We start from the raw sequence: 19653 nt of genomic DNA on the forward strand, positions 1-19653 counted from the left end.
GTCGAATCTAGAATCACGTCAGTGAACCCATCGATAACGCCTGGTAGGCGGCGCATGGAGCCGTCGCTGTGATCACGGTCATCGCCTTCGCCATGGCGGCGCTCTGCGCCCTGGAAGCCGTGCTGTGCCTGGGGCTGCTCGGCTGGGGCGTCCTTGAGCTGAGCGCCTTCCTACGCCGGCACCCGGACGGGGCAGCTGGTGGCCTGCGCGAGCTCGCGACAGGTGCGGGGCGGGTCTGGCCCGTGGCCAAAGTCTCTTCGAAGATCGCGGGCCGACGCGTCCTGCGGAGTCGGCCAGGCCGGTGGGTTCTTCGGGCCGGCCGGAGGTCGGCCGCAGGCGCCTATGCAGCTGCCGGGCGTGTCCGCCGGGATGGTCCAGGCTCACCTTGTCGCAGAGCCGGCGGGCTGGCCGCAAGCCGACCCCGCGCGGCGCGGCGGGAGCGGGCTCGACGGTGAGGTACTCGCCAACGCTTTGAGCAGTGGTGTGCTCTCAGCCCAGGGTTTCCGTGGGGCGAAGACTGAAGAGTTCTGGGTGCCATAGCGGCGGTGCTCACCGTACGTGTACTAAAGCTTGACTGGCTCGGGCGAAAGGGAGCACTGCGGCGACCGCGCAAGCCTCACCGGTGAGGAACTCGGCGGCCGTGGTTGAGCGCCGGCTGGGCTCGGAAACGCCCACGGACACGGCGCCGGCGTGCCTCGCGCAGCGCTCCTCCACAGTGGAAGACTCTCATCATCGTGCCGTCACCCAGACTCCAACCGGATGAGAGCATCGGCCCCTGAGCAGCAATACGTGCTCGAGACGAAGGGCTCTGGTCGGCTCGGCAGGACTCGAACCTGCATCAGACGGCTTAGGAGGCCGCCGCTCTGTCCAATTGAGCTACGAACCGGGAGACGCGGGCGGGAGTCGAACCCGCTCAGGCGGCTTTGCAGGCCGCCCTCCGCACCAGCGAACCGCGCCCCGTGCCACTCGACCAGGTGGCCGCAACGGGGCTTATCGTGCGCGAGGACGGAGTCGAACCGCCACAGCTCAAGGCGCCCGGTTTACAGCCGGAAGGGCTCGCCGCGTGCCCAGCTCGCGCAAGAGGGTGATCGGCCAGATTCGAACTGGCGCCGTCCAGAGTCACAGTCTGGTGTGCTCCCTTTACACCACGATCACCACGAACGTCGGCCTGACAGGACTCGAACCTGCGCCGCCCGGTTTGTAAGACCGGCGCTCTGACCATCTGAGCTACAGGCCGAAAGACGAAGCGGATAAGGGTGGCTGGCACGGGGAGATTCGAACTCCCATGACCTTCTTAACAGGAAGGCGTCCTGCCGTTGGACGACGTGCCACTAAAGAATCGAAAGAACCCAAACCGGCGTTGTCGCGGAGGCGGGAGTCGAACCCGCGTCACAGGGCTTATGAGGCCCGGCTGGAACCACCTCCAGTCCACTCCGCAATGGCAGCCCCTACGGGACTCGAACCCGTTCCCCAGAATTGAAAGTCCTGGAACCTAACCCATGGTCCAAGGGGCCAATGTTGTCGCTACGTAGCCCGTACCGGGATCGAACCGGTGCCACCTGGCTGAGAACCAGGCATCCTCCCATTAGACGAACGGGCCATGGTGCCGGGGCGCACGTCTGCCAACCGACAATCGCGCACCGGTCGTACCCCCAGCGGGACTCGAACCCGCACCTCGACGATTAAAAGTCGCCTGCTCTGCCTTGAGCTACAGGGGCGCGGAGGAAGAGGGGATCGAACCCACAAGGCGGCTCACGCCGCTCGCCCGCTTTCGAGGCGGGTGCCGTCGCCATCCGTCGGCGTGTTCCTCCAGGGCGGAAGGCGAGGGACTCGAACCCCCAGCACGGGCGAGCCGTGCTACGCCGCTTCCAACGGCGCTCCTCGTCCAGCCGGACGCCTTCCTTAAGTCCTCGGGGCTGGGATCGAACCAGCGCTCTCCGCCTTATCAGAGCGGTGCCTTCACCTGCTTGGCCACCCGAGGGAGCGGAGAGTGCGCGGATCGAACGCGCGCGGGTGTAACCCCGGCCACGCCTTAGCAGGGCGGCACCTTACCGACTCGGTCAACTCTCCTGGCGGTACGTGCCGACCCCGGGATTCGAACCCGGACTGCCCTCGTCCTGAGCGAGGTGCCTCCTGCCGTTGGGCCAGGTCGGCTTGGAGTGGGTGACGGGGCTCGAACCCGCCCTCACGGCATGGCAAGCCGTAGTGCCTCCATCAACACTTCACCCACAAAGAACCCGCAGGCCGGATCGTCGGGCGTGAAGGACGGGGCCGCGGCGACCATTCGCCGGACCGTACGGTCAGGGCGTACGGCCCGCGGGAGAGCCCCTGCCGGGAGTCGAACCCGGCGCCTCCGCCGTACCAGGGCGGCGTCTCCACCTCGGAGACCTCAAGGGCGTGAACAGGGGTCGGCGCACGCCAGGCGTGCGCGCGGGTAATCACGATGCCGCCGTGAACACGGCGGAACCTCCACTTCTTCGGCGAGCTCCGGGGCCAGGACTCGAACCTGGATAGGCGGGATCCAAAGTCCCGTTGCCGGGCCGACGGCGTCCCCGGACCGAGAGCCTCCGCCGGGAATCGAACCCGGGGCCTTCCGCTTACGAGGCGGGCGCTCTGACCTGCTGAGCTTCGGAGGCGGGTTGCCGTGCTGCCAGGGGTCCATCACCGAACTGCCGCGTCCCCGTGGAGGGGTACAGCGGGTTCACCTCTGGCAGGCTGGCCTGGGCTGCCGCTCGGCCAGCGGCCCCCGGCCGCGGCCCGGGTTTGGCGGGTGCCCCCGCCGGCCCCATTGCACGTACGTCCGGCGGGATTCGAACCCGCACCGTTCGGCTCCTTAGGCCGATGCCTCTGCCATTGGGCTACGGACGCTCAGCCGCCCCCCGGAATCGAACCGGACCTGCCCCCTTACAAGGGGGGCGTCGGCGCCAGCGCGCGGCGGCGAAGTGGACCCGGCGGGACTCGAACCCGCATCTCCGGCTCTATCCCTTGCCGCGCGCTGCCCGGAAGATCGTTGTACACCGACGATCCGGCGGCCACGGCCGATTGAGTTACGGGCCCTGGAGCTGCCAGAGCAGGATTCGAACCTGCACCATCCCGCTCCAGAGGCGGACGTCCTCCCAGTTAGACCATCTGGCATGGAGTAGGGGAAGCGGGAGTCGAACCCGCACGGGCCGAGGGCCCACCGGGACTTGAATCCGGCGCGGCTGCCTGTTTCGCCATTCCCCCGTACGCCGCCAGGGACTCGAACCCTGAACCCCCTGGTTAAGAGCCAGGTGCACTACCAGTTGTGCTAGCGACGCTTGGTCGGAACGGCAGGAATCGAACCTGCGCCCTCCGGTCCCCCAGACCGGCGCTCTCCCATTGAGCCACGTTCCGAATTCGCCCCGGCCGGGTTGTCGATCAGCCTGCCCAGCGGCTGCGCGCCCCACCATGGATGCCAATCTCGTCGATGAGTGGCGATGCCACATCGCCCGGAGGGGGCGTCGAGCCGTACCGGGGAATCGAACCCCGCTCGTTCCTGGTTGGAAGCCAGGTGCCATTCCACTAGGCGAGTACGGCATGAGGATGTCCGGTATTGTCGCGGAGGATTGGCAGGTGCACCTACTTGGTCTTCGGTGTCTCCTGCCCGTTGCCCGCCGGGTATGACTGCCGATTCGGCTGGGGAGGCCCCTGCACCGGCTGGGCTCGTGGCTCCCCAGGGACTTGAACCCCATCCCCCTGCTTTTCAGGCAGGTGTCCTACCGTATGGACCAAAGAGCCAGTCGGGATGGCCGGATTTGAACCGGCGGCCCCTGCGTCCCGAACGCAGTGCGCTACCAAGCTGCGCTACACCCCGTCGTTCATGGAGGGCTATCGGCGACGCAGGTAGCCGAGGCCACGGTTGAGCGCCTCGTGATGCTCCTGGCCGTACACTCCCTCGACGGCGGCGAGGACACGGCCCAGCGCCGTCTTGTACGCTGCGCGGGCGGCGGCCCCGCGGTCCGGCGGGCTATAGGCGGCGAACCGCGCATCCTCCCGCTCGACGTCCCGGACCAGGTCGGCAAGCAGCTTGTTGACATCCATGTGAGACTCCTGTGGGTTGGGATCGCTCCGCAGTACCCGCGACAGGACTCGAACCTGCATCCCCCACGTTCGTAGCGTGGTGCTCATCCATTGAGCTACACGGGCTTGCCCTGGCCGACCACGCGGGCGTCTCACCCCGCGACCGGACCCCCTAGCGCCGGATCGGCGCAGCCTAATCGGCCAGATTGCGCGCCCACAGCAGGACTCGAACCTGCGACCGCCTGATCCGGAATCAGGTGCCCTGTCCTCTGGGCCATGCGGGCGTGATGCGGTTCCTCCGATCCGGGGTGTCCGATCGTCAGGAGTCACCGCCAACCCGTGACGGGTCGCCGCGCCGAAGCCGACGACCGCGCGCCTGAGACGGGACTCGAACCCGCACCTGCCGGATCGACAATCCGGGGCAATGACCGTTTTGCTACTCAGGCTCTGATCTTCAGCTCACTTCTCGATGGGCGATCGAGTTGAGATTTATAGACATCTGCCCTGCCACTTCTCGCACCGGGACGAGGTACGGGCTGGAGCACTCGCCGTTGTGCTACCCGGGCAATTCGCGCCGAGAAGTGTCAGTACGAGTCACTATCGTTACGTTCGTGAAGCATTGTCCTCGCTGCGCCACCGAGAAGCCGTTTGAGGAGTTCTACAGGAACCGCACCACCCCGGACGGGCTGGCTTGGTATTGCAAGCTCTGCTATCGGGACCAGGCGAAAGAATCACGCCTGAAGAACCCTGACCGGCTCCGGCGACACGAGCGGAAGCGTGTGCTCCGCCGATACGGCCTCACCCTGGAGGATTACGATCGCCTGCTTGAAGCGCAGGGTGGTGCGTGCGCGGCATGTCGTCGCGTCACCGATCAGAACCTCCATGTCGATCACTGCCACACCACGGGCAAGGTGCGCGGCCTCCTGTGCGTTGGCTGCAACACCGCTCTCGGTCTCCTCGCCGAGGACTCCGAACGAATCCGGGGCCTGTTGGGATACCTCGAAGTAGCGATGGCAGGGCTCGAACCTGCGACTTTCTCGTTATGAGCGAGGCGCTCTAACCTGCTGAGCTACACCGCCAAGACTAGGCCCCGAGGGTTCATCCCTGGCGATTCTGTGTCGGGACGTCCGCGAGAGCGTCCCCGTGTGCGGATGGCGGGACTCGAACCCGCGTTGTCCTGCTCCCAAAGCAGGCGGGATTGCCGCTTCCCTACATCCACTGAGGCGTCTGGGATGCCGTTGACACACCCACCCCCTCCGTTAGGAGTGACCTAGCACAGGAGTCGGAATCCCCAGAACGCCATGCTGTGCTGTTGGGGGACCTTCACACAGAGCGCGCACGCTGGCGGGCGCCGCTTGGTCTGCTGCTGCCTATGCCGGATGACGGGCCGCCACCCGCACATCCGGCCGCGCCGAAGCGTCCCCGGTGGACCCAGCGGGACTCGAACCCGCCGCCTTCGCGCTGCCAGCGCGATGCTCTGCCCGATGAGCTACAGGCCCTAGGCGGGGACATAACCCTGGTCCCCTGCGGGAAAACGCCAGCGGGGCTGGAACCCGCATCACCCTCCGGTGCTGGTCGGACGAAGCCGTCTCGGAAGGGCACCATGCTGCGTTTTTGTGGACCCGGCCGGATTCGAACCGCGCAACCTTCTCCTTGCAAGGGAGTTGCTCTGCCGTTGGAGCTACAGGCCCGTGTGCCCCTGGGGCGCCGTGGGTGGCTGCGCCAGGGGCGTGCCCCCGGGTGGTGCCGGGGGCGAAAGGTTGATGTGCGGGTACTGAGCGGGCCGCCCGGCGGCGGGCGTGCTCAACCAGCACACACCTTTTCGTTGTCTTCCACTGTGGAGTTGTCAATGTGAGCGGACCCGTCCACTCGAAAGTGTGGGTGTCGCATGGGCGGCAGGAGTCGAACCCGCATTTGTTCGGTTTTGGAGACCGAGCGCCTATCCGCTGGCTCGCCCATATGTAGCTGTAAAAAGAAGGAAGCCGCCGGGGGTTTGCCCTGGCGGCTTCGTCGGGTTTCCCCTTGGGGGTTATCCGGAAGCCTGCCGGGGTGCGATGGCGTCGCCGAACAGCGCGCTGTGCCAGGGCTGACGGCACGGCTGCATCTGGGCGGCTTTGCTGATCACGGTGCTTCCTTTCTTCTGGAGGGGTCTCCAGATCCATCTATATAGTATTAGAGTACATCAATCTGTCGGCATGTCAACAGGGTTTTCCAATTTGCCGGGGCCTGTTCCATGGGTACCTGCCCCGCGGTGCAGGATTCCCTCTACTGTAGCTTTGGCACGCCGAGCGGTTCCACTCACTTATTTCGACGCCGACCTGTCGGATCTGGTTTCCCCCTAGGCGTTTCTTCGGCCAGATGGCGGAAGCATTTCCTCGACAGGCAGGGGCCGGCGTAAGGGGTTCGAAGTCGGGTGTCCGCGCGGCCGGCCGTATGCAGCCGAGCGGCAGGAGGCTGGCACCGTGTCAGTGGATCCAGCCCGTGCGGGGCAAACTCGTCGCAGGCAGAGCTGTGGGCGTTTCATCGCAATCAGTAGCCGTACCAGTGGACAGGCATAGCGCTGCACCTCACGGTGTACCACGGTCCGCCATCCGCTCCTGGCGCGCTCCCACTCTGTCGACAGTGGTCTGCTGATCAGCGTTAACGCCTCTCGCGTGTACCTTGTCGCAGCTCATCGGTCGCGGGGACGACGGTGGCCGTCTGCCAGTGGTGCGTGTTGTTCTAGGTCATGGGCGCGATCCTGGCCACCAGGCGTGCCGCCCGGTCAGGGGCCGATGTGGGTGAGCAGGGCGAGCAATTGGAGCATGCCGTAGGCAGCCGTCATGTCCTCGGCAGTGAACGTCACCGTGCGTCCGGTTCTCGCGATACCGGGAATGAGGGCGGCCAGATCGGCCGAGCGCGGCTGGTGCAGGTCGACCTCGATGCCGAGCTGGCGCGGAACCGCAACGGGCCGATGCTCGCCATGCCGCCGGATCGCCTGGCCGGCACTCTGCCGCAGGCGGTCGTTGGCCTCCTGCGGGTGCAGGCTGTCGGCCGCGTGCTGGCCGAGACCTCGTTTGACCGGCACGATGATGCCGCCTGGCACCAGTGCGCTGAACTCCTCGCACGCCGCGTCATCGCCGCTGGCCAGCACGACGGACGCGCCGCAGGAGCCCGCCAGCAGGGTGTTGATCCCGATCTCACCGTGGGACCGGCCGTTGATGCGCACGTCGAGGATCGCGTCGGCGATGGTGTGGGCGAGCACGCCGCTCGCGCCGGCGCGTGCGTGGTAGCCCACGAACATGACGACCTGGGCGCCGGCCTGCAGGCCCGCTAGCATGCCGAGTTCGCGGGGTTTGCCGCGGATCAGCCGGGCCCGCCGGTCAAGGTCTTCGGGCAGGATATTGCGGTAGGGACCGTGGGAGTCGGCCACCAGCACCTCGGCCGCGGGCTCAGTATCGATCACCCCCTCCACGACGGCGTTGGCCGCCGCCGTCATCAACCTCCGGCCGCGCTCGTAGTCGTAACGCTCCGGTGTGGTCTCTGCGGGATGCACGATGCCGGCGATGCCCTCCATGTCCACCGAGATCAGCACCTTGATGACCATCGTGATCCCCTCCGGAGCGTGTTTCTAGCGCGTCCGCAGGGCGATGCCGCGTCCGCCGAAGAACGTCTCGAACACATCGATGGGCAGACTGGCCCGGCGGGCGTTGGGGGTGTGGCCGGAGGGATTGTGCAGGCGGATCAAGCCTTGCTCGTGGCCGGTGATGAGGACCAGGTGGCCGCCGCGGCCGGGGGCGGGCAGGTCGGGGCGGCGGATCTCCCGGTGGACTGAGGCCATCACTAGGTGTCCGTCGGCGAGCAGGTCGGGGATCTCGGCGGCAGCCAGGTGTGGGTGCACGTCGGCGTGCATGCCGTGTTCGGCGCGTACGTAGTCGGCGAACGGGGCGTAGACCAGTCCCCTGATCTCACCACTGTCGTCTTCGATATAGCCGCCGTAGGCGCGGCAGCCGTGTAGGAGTTCCAGCAGGGGCGGGGTGTACCCGTCGCGGTGGTCGAGGACCATCTGCAGGCAGGCCATGCCGCAGGCGTGCCGGCACCAGCGACCGTACTCGGCTCGGGTGCGCGCCCCCGAGGCGTGCCATCGTGGATCATCAGCGGGATCGGCGCCATTGTAGACGATGGCGCCGATCCGCTCTGCGCTCATGTACTGGGTGAACAGGGCGACACCGTCATGCAGTGCCTGCTGGCTGCTGCCCCCGCCGGGCGTGCAGGCCAGGCACCCCACCATCTCCCCCAGCAGAGGCTGTGCGGTCGATCAGCGACCGGAACGTGGCCCAGGAGATGTTGCCCCCGGACAGGACCACGCCCATTGTGCCGGATGTGATCTCGATTCGCCCGCATATCGCTGCGGCGAGCGCACACGCGCCGCTGGGCTCGACGACGGCCTTCAGGTAGGTGAAACAGGCCGCCATTGCCTCGACGATCTCGGTGTCGCTGACGGTGACCACCTGGTCGAGAAGGGCCCGGTTGATGGCGAACGGCAGCGGCGCCGGCGTGCGGTGAGTGAGCCCGTCCGCGATCGTGGCCGGAGTCGGGATGCTCACGCGGCGGCCCTCACGCAGCGACAGCGCGGTGTCTGCCCCCTGCTCCGGCTCCACGCCAATCACGGCCACGTTCGGGCTGAGGGCCTTGGCCGCCACCGCACAGCCTGCCGCCAGGCCGCCCCCGCCGACCGGCACCACCAGCGTGCTCACCTGATCAGTCTCGGCGAGGATCTCGGCGGCGACGGTGCCGCCGCCCGCGATCACCTCCTCGGAGTTCGCGGACGGCACGATCGCCAACCCGCGCTCGCGCGCGATCTCGGCCACGATGGTGTCGCGATCCTCTCCGCCGCGGGCGTAGTGGTACACCTCGGCCCCGAGCTCCCGGGCGGCCTGCACCTTGGCCTGTGGTGCGTCGGCGGGAACCACCACGACCGCGTACGTGCCGACCAGACGCGCGGCCCAGGCGATCGCCTGGGCGTGGTTGCCGGAGGAGGCTGCGATGATTCCTCCGGCGCGTTCGTCCCTGGTGAGGCTGAGCACGTGGTTGAGCGCGCCGCGCACTTTGAACGAGCCGGTCCGCTGGAGGTTTTCGGCCTTGCACAGCACCGGGGCGCCGCACAGGGCGTCCAGCGCGTGCGAGGCCAGCAGTGGCGTGGCAGTGATGTACCCGGACAGGCGTGCGGCGGCGGTACGCACGTCGTCGATGCCGATCATGACGTTCTCCTGGTGCGGGCTCACGGCCGGTAGCCGTGTGGCGTGAGCGCGGTGGACAGGATGAAGGTGATCAGCGCGTCGTAGCCGATGCCGCCGGCCGCCGCCATGGTGGCCAGGTTGCCGGTGGCCGACAGGCCAGGCAGGGTGTTGGTCTCCAGCCACCACACCTGCGGGCCGTCGCCAGGCAGGCTGGCGTCAACGACGAAGTCGCTACGCGAGTAGCCCGAGCAGCCCAGCGCGCGGTGCGCGGCCTGGGCGTGCTCGCGCACCAGCGCTTCGGTGGCCGGTGGCAGGATGGCGGGGCAGTGGTTGGTGAAGGCGGCCGGGTCGTTCTTGGTGGTGTAGTCGTAGAAGTCGCCGCCCTTCGGCCGGGTCTCCAGTAGCGGCAGCACTCGTAGCTGCTCGCCGTCGTCGAGCACGGCGGCGGTGATGGAGTGGCCGGGCCAGAACCGCTCGGCGAACAGCGCCTGCCCGTCGGCGCGCAGTTCGGCCACCGCGGCGGCGACGTCGTTCTCGCTGCGGCTCAGGCGCATGTCGATGGAGCCGCCCTCCGACACTGGCTTGATGATGATCGGCAGCTCGATGGCGTCGGTCAGGTCCTTGGCGACCACCTCGGCGGAGGTCTCGCCGTCGATGAGGCGTCCGGGCAGGACGTCGACGCCGTGCGCGGCAACCATGGTCTTGGCGGCCGTCTTGTGCATCGCCAGCGCGCTGGCCAGCACGCCGGAGCCGGTGTAGGGCAGGCCGAGATGCTCCAGCAGGCCCTGGAGCTTGCCGTCCTCGGCGTACTGCCCGGCGATCGCCAGGAAGGCGACGTCGATCTCGGCGAGCGCCTCGATCAAGCCGGGCTCGGCGGTGTCGATGAGCACCGCGGACAGGCCTTGGCGCAGCAGGCTGGCGTGGACGGTGTTGCCGGACAGCAGGGAGCGGGCGCGTTCGCGGGACCGGCCGCCGGTCAGCACGCCGATCCGGCCGCGGCCGGGCAGTGCGAGCTCGTGGGTGCCGGTCGGCAAGGCGTTGTTGAGCGGGGTCACGAGGACCTCCACGGGGTTGGGGAACGACGGTCGCCTGCAGCAGACCCCGGCCCCGGCCGATGAGGTCACGGTGAGGCGGACTCATTCACCTTTCACGCAGGCGTTCACGCTCGGCTCAGGAGAAGATGGTGGGTGTGGCGGACACCCCCGAGCACGGCCAGATCGAGCACACCACTACCGAGCACAACCCGCAGGCCTTCGGCGAGGTCTTGACGTTCTGGCGCAAGCGCCGCGGCATGTCGAAGAAGGCGCTGGCCGAAGCGATGCGTTTCGACCCGTCCTACATCAGCCACATCGAATCCGGGCGGCACCAGGCCAGCGAGGACTTCGCCCGCCGCGCCGATGCCGTGCTGTCGGCCGGCGGCGAGATCTGGCGGGCATGGCAGGCCGGCCAGGCGAACAAGGGTGTGTTCGCCGCGTCGGCGTCGTCGGCCTCGGCGGTGGATGGCTTACTGGTCGAAGACGACCACGCCGAGCTGCGCTACGCCGATGGCCTCTACACCGCGACCATGCGCCGCCGGCTGCGCAACCTCGGCGCTGACCCTGCCACCCGCTACCTGGTGCGCATCAGCGTTGACCGCTACCCGGGCGAGCCCGCCCGCTCCAACGCCCACTACCGTCGCCACCCGCTCACGTGGGACGAACTGAACCTCCACGCCTACTGCGACGGCGAGCCGATGGACTTCCAGTCCAAGCACGATCGCGACAGCTTCAAGGAGCTGTGGCTGTGCTTCGCCAACGAGCGCGGCAAGTTCCCGCTGTATCCCGGTGAGCGCGCCACGATCACCTACGCCTACACCGTCCCCGACACCAAATGGGGCCAGTGGTTCCAGCGAGCGGTGCGGCTGCCCACTCGGCACCTCGGCGTGGCGCTGCGCTTCCCTGCCGAGCTGGAGCCGATGGTGTGGGGCACCGAGACCTCCACCACTGCCGAGGCTGTACCGCTGCACGACCCCATCACTCGCACCCAGCGCGAGGAGGAGGTGCTGTTCACCTGGGGCACCGCCGACCCGCCGATGGGTGCCCGCTACCGGCTGGAATGGCGCTTTCGCGCCCGAGCCGACGACAGTGCCGACGACAGTGCGGCGACCTTGCGGACCGGCAGCGACCGGATGAAGGCCGCCGGCATCGTCCAGGCCGGGCACCCCATCCTGGCCGCCATCGCGGCGAAGTTCGATCTACCTGTCGAGGCCGACCAAGCCCGTGAGGTGATCGACGCTCTGTTCGCCGCGCTGCAGCGGGTGCGCGAACAGCATGTCTTCGGCAAGGGCATGGGGCTGGCCGCGCCGCAGATCGGCATCGGACGGGCCGCCGCCATCGTCGTCCCGCCCGACCCCGACGCCGACGCCGTCGTGCTGCTCAACCCCCGCGTCACCGACGCCTGCGCTGAAACCGACGAGCAGTATGAGGGCTGCCTGTCCTTCTTCGACGTGCGCGGCCTGGTCCCTCGCTCGCTCACCCTGGAGGTCGAGCACACTACCCTGGACGGGCAGCGGAAGATCACCACGTTCCCGTACGGCGTGGCCCGGCTCGTCGCCCACGAGATCGACCACCTGGACGGACGCCTGTACACCAGCCGCATGCGCGACGGCGTCACCCCGATCCCGGTGGAGGAATATCGCGGCATCGGCCAGCCCTGGATCCCGCCAACGCGCGCGCCCCATCCTCAGGCCGGAGAGAATCGCGCGGCCCATGAGTAAAAGGCAACCGCCTGCGCTGGCAGGCCACCGCCGCGGCAGAGCTGCGCGAGCGCAACTCACCGAGGGATGGGCCGGCGGCCGGCGCGTGCGGGTACGCCAAGCCACCTTCACCGACCTGTCCGCCATCGCCGACCTCGTCCCGCTGGCCGGGGTACGGCTGGAGGACGCCCTGGCCGAAGCGGTCCGCGACGGCTTTAGCGGCGCTGCCCTGCCTGCGGGCATCCGAGCAGGGCAGCCCGGTTTCCAACACCACATGGCCACGCAGTTCCTCGGGCACCGCGACCTGGTGCGCGCCTACCTGCACGCCTCCCTTAGGGCATCGCGGCCGCCGCGGAAAGGGCATTGGATCGAAGCGTTGATGCTGCCCATCGCTGCTTGCCGGTCGAGCACACCAGCCTGGTCGACGGCCCGCCGGGAGGGCGGGGCGTGCCGTCCGTGGTCGGCGTGGGATGGCGTGCGGGTGCGGCAGCTGGTCGATGCCGGCTGCGGTCACCGGTGAGCTCAGCGCCGGCGCACCGGTGGGTGCCAGCGCCGAGCACGCTGCGCCGCCCCTCTGTGTCAAGCTCAAGTGAGACAGATGGGACTAAAGTTCCTTAACTGACATGAGTAGGGCGAGAACGGGTATCCACCGCAGTGACCATGACCAGCCATGACCTCCAGCGCGGCACCGGGCCGCGTGCCGACCGGCCCAAGCGGCGGACCTTCACCGCCGCCTACAAGCTGCAGATCGTCGAGGAGTACGACGCGGCGCCGGACGGCACCAAGGGCGCGATCCTGCGCCGGGAAGGGCTGTATGAGTCCAGCATCTCGCTGTGGCGGCGCCAGCGTGACAACGGCGAGCTGGCCTCCGCCACCGGCCCGGTCAATGCACCCCGGGCCCGCAAGACGCCCGAGCAGCTGGAGTTGGAGCGGCTGCGTAAGGAGAACGCGGCGTTGACGCGGGACAAGGCGCGGGCGGAGAAGAAGCTGGCGCAGACCGAGGCCGCCCTGGACATCATGGGAAAAGGTTTCGCGCTCTTGGAAATGATCTCCGAGAGCGCGGAGAACGAGCCGTCGTGACCACGGTCCGGCGCGAGACGCTGGACCTGTTGCTGGCCGCCTGCCTGCCGATCGCAGTCTGCTGTGCGCTGACCGGGATTCCCCGGGGCTCCTACTACCGCAGCCTGCGTCCGCGGCCCGAGCGCGCGCCGGCGCCACGTCCGGCGCCGCCGAACAAGCTGACCGCGGCCGAGCGTGAGGAGTTGGTCGTGGTCTTGAACAGCCCGCGCTTCGTCGACAAGGCTCCCCGCCAGGTGTGGGCCGCGCTGCTGGACGAGGGCATCTACCTGGCGTCGGTGTCGACCATGTACCGGCTGCTGCGCGAGCGCGATCAGGTCCGCGAGCGCCGTGCCCAGGCCCGCCACGAGGCCCGTAAGAAGCCTTATCTGGCCGCCCGCGCCCCGAACGAGATCTGGTCGTGGGACATCACCAAGCTGCCCGGCCCGGCGACGCGCCAGTTCTACGACCTGTACGTGATGATCGACATCTTCTCCCGCTACGTCGTGCACTGGGAGATCCACCTGCGCGAATCGGGTGAACTGGCCCGGCAGTTCATGGAGAACTCCCTGATTGCCAACGGCGGGATCGCCCCCCAGACGATCCACTCCGACAACGGCACCTCGATGACCTCCAAGCCGGTCACCGACCTGCTGGCCACCTTGGACATCATCAAGTCCCACTCCCGGCCGAAGGTCAGCAACGACAACCCTTACAGCGAGGCGGCGTTCAAGACCCTCAAGTACTGCCCGGTGTTCCCCGAACGGTTCGGCTCCCTGGCCGAGGCCGAGACGTTCTGCCACCACTTCTTCGGCTACTACAACCACGAGCATTACCACGCCGGCCTGGGCCTGCACACACCATTCACCGTGCACATCGGCACCGCCCCGGCCATCCAGGACCGGCGTGAGCAGATGGTCGAACGCTTCCGCATGGCCAATCCACACCGGTTCACCCGCACGCCGCGACTGCCCAAGATCCCAACGGTCGCCTACATCAACCAGCCCGAAGAAGACCAGAACAGCGCATCCACGCCCGCGCAGGAGGCTGCCTAGCGATCATCTCGGCAGAGTCCCTGTCGCACTTGACTTGACACCTACCGCGCGTGCACGGCGCTCGCCGCGGTGACGCCCTGCTCGGCGTCCCTGCCGGGCTGGGCACAAAGAAGGCGTCCGGCCCTGGTTAGGGCAGGACGCCGTAGGGGCTTGCCCGGACCCACGCCCGGGGCGGCCCTGCGGTTAGCTGGCGTGGGAGAACAGCCAGCGCGGCGGGTCGTCGTCGGCGATGGTGTGGCGGATCTGGGCCTGGTCGGTGAGTCGGTCACGGGTGGTGAAGCCGCGCCAGACCCAGGTAGCCACGCGGGCGGTCACGTCCCTGGCGCGAGCGGTGGGGATAAAGGACGTGCACGAGCTGATGGTGACGGCGGTCTTGGCGCGCCGGATTACCAGCCAGGTGCCCTCGGGCAGCATGACGGGCGCGTTCATGCGGACGAAGGTCTGTTTGGCGACAGTGCGCAGCCAGCCCGGGTTGGAGGCCCAGAACAGGTTGCCCTCGTCGTCGGTGGCCACGGCGAGCGGGGACAGCGCGGCGCGGGCGAGATACAGGTGCCGGGGGTGATCCAGGTCAGCCCAGGCCAGTGCAGCACGGCCGCGCAGGTCCCGCAGCACCTCCAGCGGGTCGGCCTCGGCCAGGGCCTCGAAGATGGCCTGGGAGTCGGTCTGGTCCGCCGAGCGGGGCAGACCGTAGCGCATCCGGAGGTCGAAGGCGTCGATGTCGCCGTTATGCGTGCCGACGATGCTTCCGGCCAGGAGCGGAGCGGCGTTGGACAGGCGGGTAGCCGAGCCCTGGGTGGCCCAGCGGGTGTGGCCGATCACGATGGCGGCGCGGTCCAGGTCGTGGGAGAGCGTGGGCCGCCACAGGCGGCGGAAGCTGCCCACACGCTTGACGATGCGGCAGCCGTCGAGCGTGATGTCGCTCTTGGCAGCCAGGCACTGTTCACCGTCGAAGGCGTCGGGTGCGCTGGTCTGAGTACGGAGGAACGCCAGGCCACTGGCGTCCAGGCCGCGCTCCTGGGCCAGCCGTCCGAGGAGGGTCAGTGCTGTCGAGGCCCGTTGAGGGTGCGTGGCGGCGGAGTTGCGGACCAGTCCGAACAGTCCACACATGGGGTACGTCGCTTTCTACGCTCTGGTGGGGAGCGTCGGGTCGTGCTGGGGGTCTTGTCGGTCAGGTTGCGGGCGCGGTTGGCCACGTAGGGGTAGGTCTTGGGGTCGAGGTGGCCGTGCTTGTACAGAAGGTCGGCCACCAGGTGAGGGGGTAGAGCGGCCAGCTCGCGGACGGCGCAATCGAGCACCGAGCCTTGGGAGACGTGCAGGGCGGCGGCCAGGTCGCGCAGTTGCTCGCGTGCGCGGTCGCTGATGTCCAGCGACCGCTGGCGCAGCGGGCTGTCGATGTTCTGGCGGTTGACGACGGGGTTACGCGGCACGGGTTCGCAGCCAATCGCCGGAGGGAACACGCAGGTGCTCCGCGTAGGTGAAGTAGGTGCTGCCGCCCTCGTAGATCCAGGCGCGGGTTTCCTGCCAGTCACCCTCAGGTTGAGTGAGGTAGTGCGCAAGGCAGACCTTTCGGTTGTACAGGCCCGCACCGTTGGGGCGCACGCCCTCCAGCGCGTCGAGCCGCCGCAGCAGCTGCGGGTACGTCTCGGGCTCAGGGATCACCAGGGTACCGATGACCTCGTCGGCGACATCACCGCTGGCGCGTACGTAGGGCAGGCCGTTGGCGTACAGCACGAAGCCCGGCGCACGTGCGCCGTCGTACTCTGCGCTGATACGGCCCTCGAACAGGCGGTGGTTGCCCTGACCGGGGCGCAGTGTGCCATACACGAAGAAGGGGAGTCGTTCCACGGCGATCCTCCAAACCACCGCTTGTAACCACTTATTTCTATTAGAATACATCATTCACGAAGAGAGATCAACCCCCCTTCTCGAGCGGCTCCCCAAACAGCCCCGCCGCACTTGAGCAGCTCGTCATCGACGTCGGCGCTGCAGGGGCGTCCCCGCCGGTGGGTTTCCCGGCCGGGTGTCACGTCCCTCTGGTCTTAGATGTTGGCGGCTCGGCCGGCGGCCCGCTGGCCGCGAGGTCGAGGGGTTGCGGGGGGCAGGACACCTTCCATGTGGATCACGCGGCGGCCGTCGATCAGTTCGTCACGCGCCTTGAGGAACGGCTGGTGCGGCCCCAGCAGCAACTCCCGTTCGTCCCTCTTGCACGGGACGCCAGAGGCGTTGACGTCGAGCGCTCGGGTGCCGACTGGGAGGTGCCAGTAGATGAACACGTCACCGAACACCTCGGAAGGGGCGTGATCGACCGTGAGGGAGACGAACCGGTCCTGCGTGACCGTCTGCCCGACTCCTGATCCGACTGGGCCGTAGATCTGCTCAGCGACCGCGGCTGGGACGGCCTGTGCCGCCTTCGTTTGCGTGGTCAACTTGGACCGGTTGACCGCGCGCTTGAGGGCGGCCACCTGCTGGCGCATAAGACGCACGTAGTCGCGGTCGTCGGCGAGGTGATCGGGCACCTGGTAGCCATTCTGTACGAATTGGTTGATCGACGCGGATTCGCCGCCGGTGTAGGCCGACAATGCCTGGCGCTCGGCGCGATAGAGCCCAGCGGCGTTGGGTGGGTCCGGCTGGTCGGCGCCGGCGAGGATCCGGGCGGCCGTGACGCCCTCCTGTGCGTCGGCCACCCGCTGGTGCGCGGCTGCGATCGCTTGTGCGTCTCCGGTGGCCTCGGTGGCCTCGAGGGCGCGGCGGGCGCGGCATAACCGTTGGCGGGCGGTCTGCGCGTCGCGGCTGCTGGTATGGCCGCCGGGGCAGCGGCGGCCACCTTCGGCGCGTGAACGGCACACGAGAGCGTCCCTTCGCGTGGCGGTTGCGTGCGCGTACCCCGGTAGCCGGTGCCTGGGGACCGTCGATGCAGGTCAGCGGGCGAGGTCCGGTGGCACACCTTCTCCCGTATAAGACTAATTGCATGCAATACACGCAACAAGCGATTCCGGTGTCTACGGGCCGGGGTACGGAGTCGGTGGGCGAATCCCGTACGGGAGAGAGAACGATCCGACGATGTATGTGACAGGGATGACTTTCCGGAGGCCGTGATGCCCTGGGATTTCCGGCATGGGCTTGGCTGAGCACGGGTCAGGAAGACGACGTGGGAATGAATCCCCGCTTCTTCTGAGGAGTCCGACGCCGTAAATGGCTGTGTGGCCGAGGCTAGGGACCCGGCCACAAGTCCGAGGTGTCCGGGGGAGAACTGTGCGGTGGTCGCAGAACCCAAGCCGTCCCGGGCCCGCCCGCGTGGGCCTGGCCGTCTTCATGGCCGGTGGCGTACGACGGGTGCGTTGATGGCGGGCGGGCCGCTGGGGACGCGTTGCGCTAGGAGCCAGTGGGTTCGTTGTCGACGTCGTCAGGATCGGCGGTGTCGATCAGGTGAGCGGTGTGATCGACGACCTGCTGGAACGTCCAGCTGGGGTTGAGGGCGCCCACTTGGATAAGGAGGAGCATGTGAGCCTGGGCGGCCTTGCCGCCCCATTCGTGGGTGTCGGGCAGACCTGCGAGCTGGGTGACGAACTGGTGCGCGCCTTCGAAGTGGGCAGCTTCGGCCGCGAGACCGGGGACGATTTTGTCGCGTACCTGGTCACGGAGCGTGTAGCCGGGCTGATCACCGTGAGGTTCGTCCAGCATCTCGGGGCGGTCGAGCATGGGGATCGGCATGGGGAGTGTCTCCTTTCTCATTTTTTATATTATAATACATCTATCGGACGTTTTTGAGGTCGCGGCCGAGCCGAGTTCCCGCAGGCGCGGCTGACCGCGTCCCCAGAGGCGCTGCGCGGATTCCGTGGGGTCTGGCAGCGCACGCGGAAGCGAGGGCGGATCGGAGCCCGCGACCGGAGCGAGTTCGTTCGGCGGAAGAGGTGTTAAGGGTGGACGAGGTTCGCGTGACGATAGCCGAGCACACCAACGATATAGGCGACTGGTGCCCCTTTTCGGGACGCGCGTTCTATGTATCGGTCGATGAGGCCGACGATCTACGAGGCGCAGACCTACGCCCTCAAGGGTGCAGCGCAGCGGCCATAGAAGGTGAGGGTGACGCGTAACACGCGTCTCAGGGGACGAGGTCTCATTCTCGGTTGGGCGCGCCGCTGGCTCACCGGCGGGGCCGGAGGGGCTCGGAGCGAACGGAGACAGATCGCAGGTCTCCCTAGTCGGACACGCTTTTTGCGCACGCTATGCGCCCACGTCGTCTCGAACGAGACCTTCGAGCTCATCTACGGCCGCGACGTGTTGAACGGGGTCATCGAGGACTACTGCGAGGTCCAGCCCACCAAGGTGGCCGCCGAGCAGGGCGAGGCGATCCAGGCGCCGCGTGCCGACCGCATTCGCGCGCCGCGAGAAGTTCGAGCCACTGGTAGCCACTGGTGGCGGTGGGGTCGGCGCTCGGCTACCCAGCCGAGGCGAACCGCCGGCACTCTGCTTAGCGTGGCCTGCTTCAGCAGCAAGGGGCGTGTCAGGGGAAGTCCGCCAGTCGGACTTCCTTCCGGCTACCGGGGAGGCCGAACCGGTAGCCGTGGTCGTCCGCGACTGACTTGGCGCCGTCCAGGGCCCGCACCAGGCGGCGCAGCCTTGGGTAGGGCGAGGCGAGCGTCTTGTCGCGCAGGTATTCCTGCCGCAGCATGTCGATCACGTTCGCAGCCAGGTTGGCGCCTGCTCTCCGGTATGCCGCGTCGTGTGCGATCAACGGCGGGCCGCGCCAGGCGTCCCGCTGCCCGTCTGGCACCGGGTGGTAGACCACGAGGTGGTCGCGCCGGTGCATCGGCAGCGGTGCGGAGCCGAGGCCCTCGCCGTCGATCAGCGGCCCCAAGAGCAGGGCCGCGTGCTCGGTGTTGGGCACCTCCGCGTACTGCCGGAGCGTCGCATCCAGGAACCGGCCGGCGGCGGGCACCACCAGTACCGTGTGCCCGTTGAACGTGCCGTCGGGGTTCCAGTGCGGCCCGTCCCCGCCGTACAGGGTGCGCGCGCCGTTGCCGTTGGCTTCCAGGATTACTGCCTCCACGCGGGAGTCAATCCCGTACTCGGCCAGCGCGTAGTGCAGGGTGAGGCAGCCGTCCACGCAGTAGGCGGCGCTGGGGGCATCTTGGGCGACGTTCCACAGCCACACCCCCGCCATGCCGACCAGTGGCAGTGCGTCCGGTGGTGCGGCCAGCATCAACTGGGTGACTGTCTCCACGCTGATCCGCGCACGGCCGCCCGGCACTTGCCGCCAATTGGGGCGGCGGCGCCGAGCGGACTTGTCCTTCTTCGGGTTCCGGCGGCGAGCCACGCCCTCGACGATAGACAGGGTTCCTGGACGCGCCATCAGCGCTGCCGAATTCGGTATGACCCGCGTACCTCGCGGCGAACCACCGCACCGCACGCTACGCACAGCACAGCACAGCACAGCAGTGCGGGGCGGGGCGGGGGGGCGGGGCCGGCCGACCGGCGGTTCGCGGCCAGGCGGGAGGGCCAGGTGCGATCGAGGACGCATCGGCCATATGATGCTCGGCGTGAGTGG

At 68.1% G+C, this 19653-nt stretch carries 17 protein-coding genes and 34 tRNA genes; 5 read left to right on the forward strand and 46 right to left on the reverse strand.

Going from position 1 to position 19653, the window contains the following annotated elements; genetic code table 11:
* Positions 1-809: 809 nt before the first annotated feature.
* The 31 genes from OHA25_RS60645 to OHA25_RS60795 all read right to left on the reverse strand — a co-directional run bounded on the left by OHA25_RS60645 (position 810) and on the right by OHA25_RS60795 (position 4934).
* Positions 810-886: transfer RNA gene (locus OHA25_RS60645), tRNA-Arg, on the reverse strand.
* Between the two features lie 2 nt (positions 887-888).
* Positions 889-957: transfer RNA gene (locus OHA25_RS60650), tRNA-Cys, on the reverse strand.
* Between the two features lie 39 nt (positions 958-996).
* Positions 997-1078 (reverse strand) — tRNA-Tyr (locus OHA25_RS60655).
* A gap of 5 nt (positions 1079-1083) precedes the next feature.
* Positions 1084-1155 (reverse strand) — tRNA-His (locus OHA25_RS60660).
* A gap of 8 nt (positions 1156-1163) precedes the next feature.
* Positions 1164-1237: transfer RNA gene (locus OHA25_RS60665), tRNA-Val, on the reverse strand.
* Positions 1238-1257: 20 nt separating this feature from the next.
* A tRNA-Asn gene (locus OHA25_RS60670) sits at positions 1258-1331 on the reverse strand.
* Between the two features lie 32 nt (positions 1332-1363).
* Positions 1364-1438, reverse strand: a tRNA-Met gene (locus OHA25_RS60675).
* Position 1439: 1 nt separating this feature from the next.
* Positions 1440-1514, reverse strand: a tRNA-Glu gene (locus OHA25_RS60680).
* 15 nt (positions 1515-1529) lie between these two features.
* A tRNA-Glu gene (locus OHA25_RS60685) sits at positions 1530-1600 on the reverse strand.
* 47 nt (positions 1601-1647) lie between these two features.
* Positions 1648-1718, reverse strand: a tRNA-Lys gene (locus OHA25_RS60690).
* A 1-nt stretch (position 1719) separates the two neighbouring features.
* Positions 1720-1811, reverse strand: a tRNA-Ser gene (locus OHA25_RS60695).
* A gap of 4 nt (positions 1812-1815) precedes the next feature.
* Positions 1816-1902 (reverse strand) — tRNA-Ser (locus OHA25_RS60700).
* A gap of 5 nt (positions 1903-1907) precedes the next feature.
* Positions 1908-1981: transfer RNA gene (locus tag OHA25_RS60705), tRNA-Ile, on the reverse strand.
* A gap of 3 nt (positions 1982-1984) precedes the next feature.
* A tRNA-Ser gene (locus OHA25_RS60710) sits at positions 1985-2070 on the reverse strand.
* A gap of 10 nt (positions 2071-2080) precedes the next feature.
* A tRNA-Leu gene (locus tag OHA25_RS60715) sits at positions 2081-2154 on the reverse strand.
* A gap of 1 nt (position 2155) precedes the next feature.
* Positions 2156-2230: transfer RNA gene (locus OHA25_RS60720), tRNA-Gly, on the reverse strand.
* A gap of 93 nt (positions 2231-2323) precedes the next feature.
* A tRNA-Thr gene (locus OHA25_RS60725) sits at positions 2324-2397 on the reverse strand.
* 165 nt (positions 2398-2562) lie between these two features.
* Positions 2563-2636, reverse strand: a tRNA-Thr gene (locus tag OHA25_RS60730).
* 159 nt (positions 2637-2795) lie between these two features.
* Positions 2796-2868, reverse strand: a tRNA-Leu gene (locus OHA25_RS60735).
* 194 nt (positions 2869-3062) lie between these two features.
* A tRNA-Gln gene (locus OHA25_RS60740) sits at positions 3063-3135 on the reverse strand.
* A gap of 5 nt (positions 3136-3140) precedes the next feature.
* Positions 3141-3225 (reverse strand) — tRNA-Leu (locus tag OHA25_RS60745).
* Between the two features lies 1 nt (position 3226).
* Positions 3227-3299 (reverse strand) — tRNA-Lys (locus OHA25_RS60750).
* 1 nt (position 3300) lies between these two features.
* Positions 3301-3375 (reverse strand) — tRNA-Pro (locus OHA25_RS60755).
* Between the two features lie 110 nt (positions 3376-3485).
* Positions 3486-3558, reverse strand: a tRNA-Gly gene (locus OHA25_RS60760).
* Positions 3559-3687: 129 nt separating this feature from the next.
* Positions 3688-3759, reverse strand: a tRNA-Phe gene (locus OHA25_RS60765).
* Between the two features lie 2 nt (positions 3760-3761).
* Positions 3762-3835, reverse strand: a tRNA-Pro gene (locus OHA25_RS60770).
* A gap of 14 nt (positions 3836-3849) precedes the next feature.
* Complete coding sequence (locus OHA25_RS60775) at positions 3850-4062, reverse strand: hypothetical protein (protein WP_327591403.1); 213 nt, start codon at positions 4060-4062, stop codon at positions 3850-3852.
* Positions 4063-4095: 33 nt separating this feature from the next.
* Positions 4096-4167: transfer RNA gene (locus tag OHA25_RS60780), tRNA-Arg, on the reverse strand.
* A gap of 85 nt (positions 4168-4252) precedes the next feature.
* Positions 4253-4325: transfer RNA gene (locus tag OHA25_RS60785), tRNA-Arg, on the reverse strand.
* 89 nt (positions 4326-4414) lie between these two features.
* Positions 4415-4487 (reverse strand) — tRNA-Asp (locus OHA25_RS60790).
* Positions 4488-4772: 285 nt separating this feature from the next.
* The gene (locus OHA25_RS60795; RefSeq protein ID WP_327591404.1) at positions 4773-4934 is read right to left on the reverse strand and encodes a hypothetical protein; all 162 of its coding nucleotides are present in this window, start codon (positions 4932-4934) and stop codon (positions 4773-4775) included.
* Here OHA25_RS60795 and OHA25_RS61775 point away from each other — a divergent pair.
* Positions 4863-5087: an endonuclease VII domain-containing protein gene (locus OHA25_RS61775; RefSeq protein WP_442942261.1), complete on the forward strand. Its 225-nt coding sequence runs from the start codon at positions 4863-4865 to the stop codon at positions 5085-5087. The genes OHA25_RS60795 and OHA25_RS61775 overlap by 72 nt on opposite strands.
* Here the strand turns inward: OHA25_RS61775 and OHA25_RS60800 are convergent.
* From OHA25_RS60800 to OHA25_RS60840, 9 genes are all read right to left on the reverse strand, one after another.
* Positions 5047-5120 (reverse strand) — tRNA-Met (locus OHA25_RS60800). The two genes, OHA25_RS61775 and OHA25_RS60800, sit on opposite strands and share 41 nt — an antisense overlap.
* 67 nt (positions 5121-5187) lie before the next feature.
* A tRNA-Pro gene (locus OHA25_RS60805) sits at positions 5188-5260 on the reverse strand.
* A 207-nt stretch (positions 5261-5467) separates the two neighbouring features.
* Positions 5468-5540 (reverse strand) — tRNA-Ala (locus OHA25_RS60810).
* 118 nt (positions 5541-5658) lie between these two features.
* A tRNA-Ala gene (locus OHA25_RS60815) sits at positions 5659-5732 on the reverse strand.
* A 196-nt stretch (positions 5733-5928) separates the two neighbouring features.
* A tRNA-Trp gene (locus OHA25_RS60820) sits at positions 5929-6000 on the reverse strand.
* Positions 6001-6805: 805 nt separating this feature from the next.
* Positions 6806-7627: a M55 family metallopeptidase gene (locus OHA25_RS60825; RefSeq protein ID WP_327591405.1), complete on the reverse strand. Its 822-nt coding sequence runs from the start codon at positions 7625-7627 to the stop codon at positions 6806-6808.
* Between the two features lie 24 nt (positions 7628-7651).
* Positions 7652-8311, reverse strand: a complete 660-nt coding sequence (locus OHA25_RS60830) for a peptidase (RefSeq protein WP_327591406.1) — start codon at positions 8309-8311, stop codon at positions 7652-7654.
* Positions 8253-9281, reverse strand: coding sequence for a threonine ammonia-lyase (locus OHA25_RS60835; protein WP_327591407.1), 1029 nt, complete (start codon positions 9279-9281; stop codon positions 8253-8255). Before OHA25_RS60835 ends, OHA25_RS60830 begins: the two co-directional genes overlap by 59 nt.
* Positions 9282-9301: 20 nt before the next feature.
* The gene (locus OHA25_RS60840) at positions 9302-10315 is read right to left on the reverse strand and encodes a D-alanine--D-alanine ligase family protein (protein WP_327591408.1); all 1014 of its coding nucleotides are present in this window, start codon (positions 10313-10315) and stop codon (positions 9302-9304) included.
* Between the two features lie 161 nt (positions 10316-10476).
* On the opposite strand from OHA25_RS60840, the gene OHA25_RS60845 reads away from it, so the two are divergent.
* From OHA25_RS60845 to OHA25_RS60860, 4 genes are all read left to right on the forward strand, one after another.
* Positions 10477-12015: a peptide deformylase gene (locus tag OHA25_RS60845; RefSeq protein ID WP_442942262.1), complete on the forward strand. Its 1539-nt coding sequence runs from the start codon at positions 10477-10479 to the stop codon at positions 12013-12015.
* A complete protein-coding gene (locus tag OHA25_RS60850; protein WP_327591410.1) occupies positions 12008-12514 on the forward strand; it encodes a hypothetical protein in 507 nt (168 codons plus the stop codon). The genes OHA25_RS60845 and OHA25_RS60850 overlap by 8 nt, the downstream gene beginning before the upstream one ends.
* A gap of 140 nt (positions 12515-12654) precedes the next feature.
* Entirely contained in the window at positions 12655-13074 is a 420-nt protein-coding gene (locus OHA25_RS60855; RefSeq protein ID WP_327591411.1) for a transposase, read from the forward strand.
* Positions 13071-14105, forward strand: a complete 1035-nt coding sequence (locus OHA25_RS60860; protein WP_327591412.1) for an IS3 family transposase — start codon at positions 13071-13073, stop codon at positions 14103-14105. The genes OHA25_RS60855 and OHA25_RS60860 overlap by 4 nt, the downstream gene beginning before the upstream one ends.
* 183 nt (positions 14106-14288) lie before the next feature.
* Here the strand turns inward: OHA25_RS60860 and OHA25_RS60865 are convergent, their stop codons facing one another.
* From OHA25_RS60865 to OHA25_RS60890, 6 genes are all read right to left on the reverse strand, one after another.
* On the reverse strand, positions 14289-15212 hold the full coding sequence (locus tag OHA25_RS60865; protein ID WP_327591413.1) for a class II glutamine amidotransferase: 924 nt from the start codon (positions 15210-15212) through the stop codon (positions 14289-14291).
* Positions 15143-15532 carry a hypothetical protein gene (locus OHA25_RS60870; RefSeq protein WP_327591414.1) on the reverse strand — a complete coding sequence of 130 codons (390 nt, stop codon included), beginning with the start codon at positions 15530-15532 and terminating at the stop codon, positions 15143-15145. Before OHA25_RS60870 ends, OHA25_RS60865 begins: the two co-directional genes overlap by 70 nt.
* Positions 15522-15950 (reverse strand): gamma-glutamylcyclotransferase family protein, encoded by a 429-nt coding sequence (locus OHA25_RS60875; protein WP_327591415.1) that lies wholly within the window; start codon positions 15948-15950, stop codon positions 15522-15524. The genes OHA25_RS60870 and OHA25_RS60875 overlap by 11 nt, the downstream gene beginning before the upstream one ends.
* 194 nt (positions 15951-16144) lie before the next feature.
* Complete coding sequence (locus tag OHA25_RS60880; RefSeq protein ID WP_327591416.1) at positions 16145-16951, reverse strand: hypothetical protein; 807 nt, start codon at positions 16949-16951, stop codon at positions 16145-16147.
* A 526-nt stretch (positions 16952-17477) separates the two neighbouring features.
* A complete protein-coding gene (locus tag OHA25_RS60885) occupies positions 17478-17837 on the reverse strand; it encodes a hypothetical protein (RefSeq protein ID WP_327591417.1) in 360 nt (119 codons plus the stop codon).
* Between the two features lie 772 nt (positions 17838-18609).
* The gene (locus tag OHA25_RS60890; RefSeq protein ID WP_327591418.1) at positions 18610-19422 is read right to left on the reverse strand and encodes a hypothetical protein; all 813 of its coding nucleotides are present in this window, start codon (positions 19420-19422) and stop codon (positions 18610-18612) included.
* Positions 19423-19653 lie beyond the last annotated feature (231 nt).

It is taken from the genome of Nonomuraea sp. NBC_00507 (assembly GCF_036013525.1).
Classification (GTDB): Bacteria; Actinomycetota; Actinomycetes; order Streptosporangiales; family Streptosporangiaceae; genus Nonomuraea.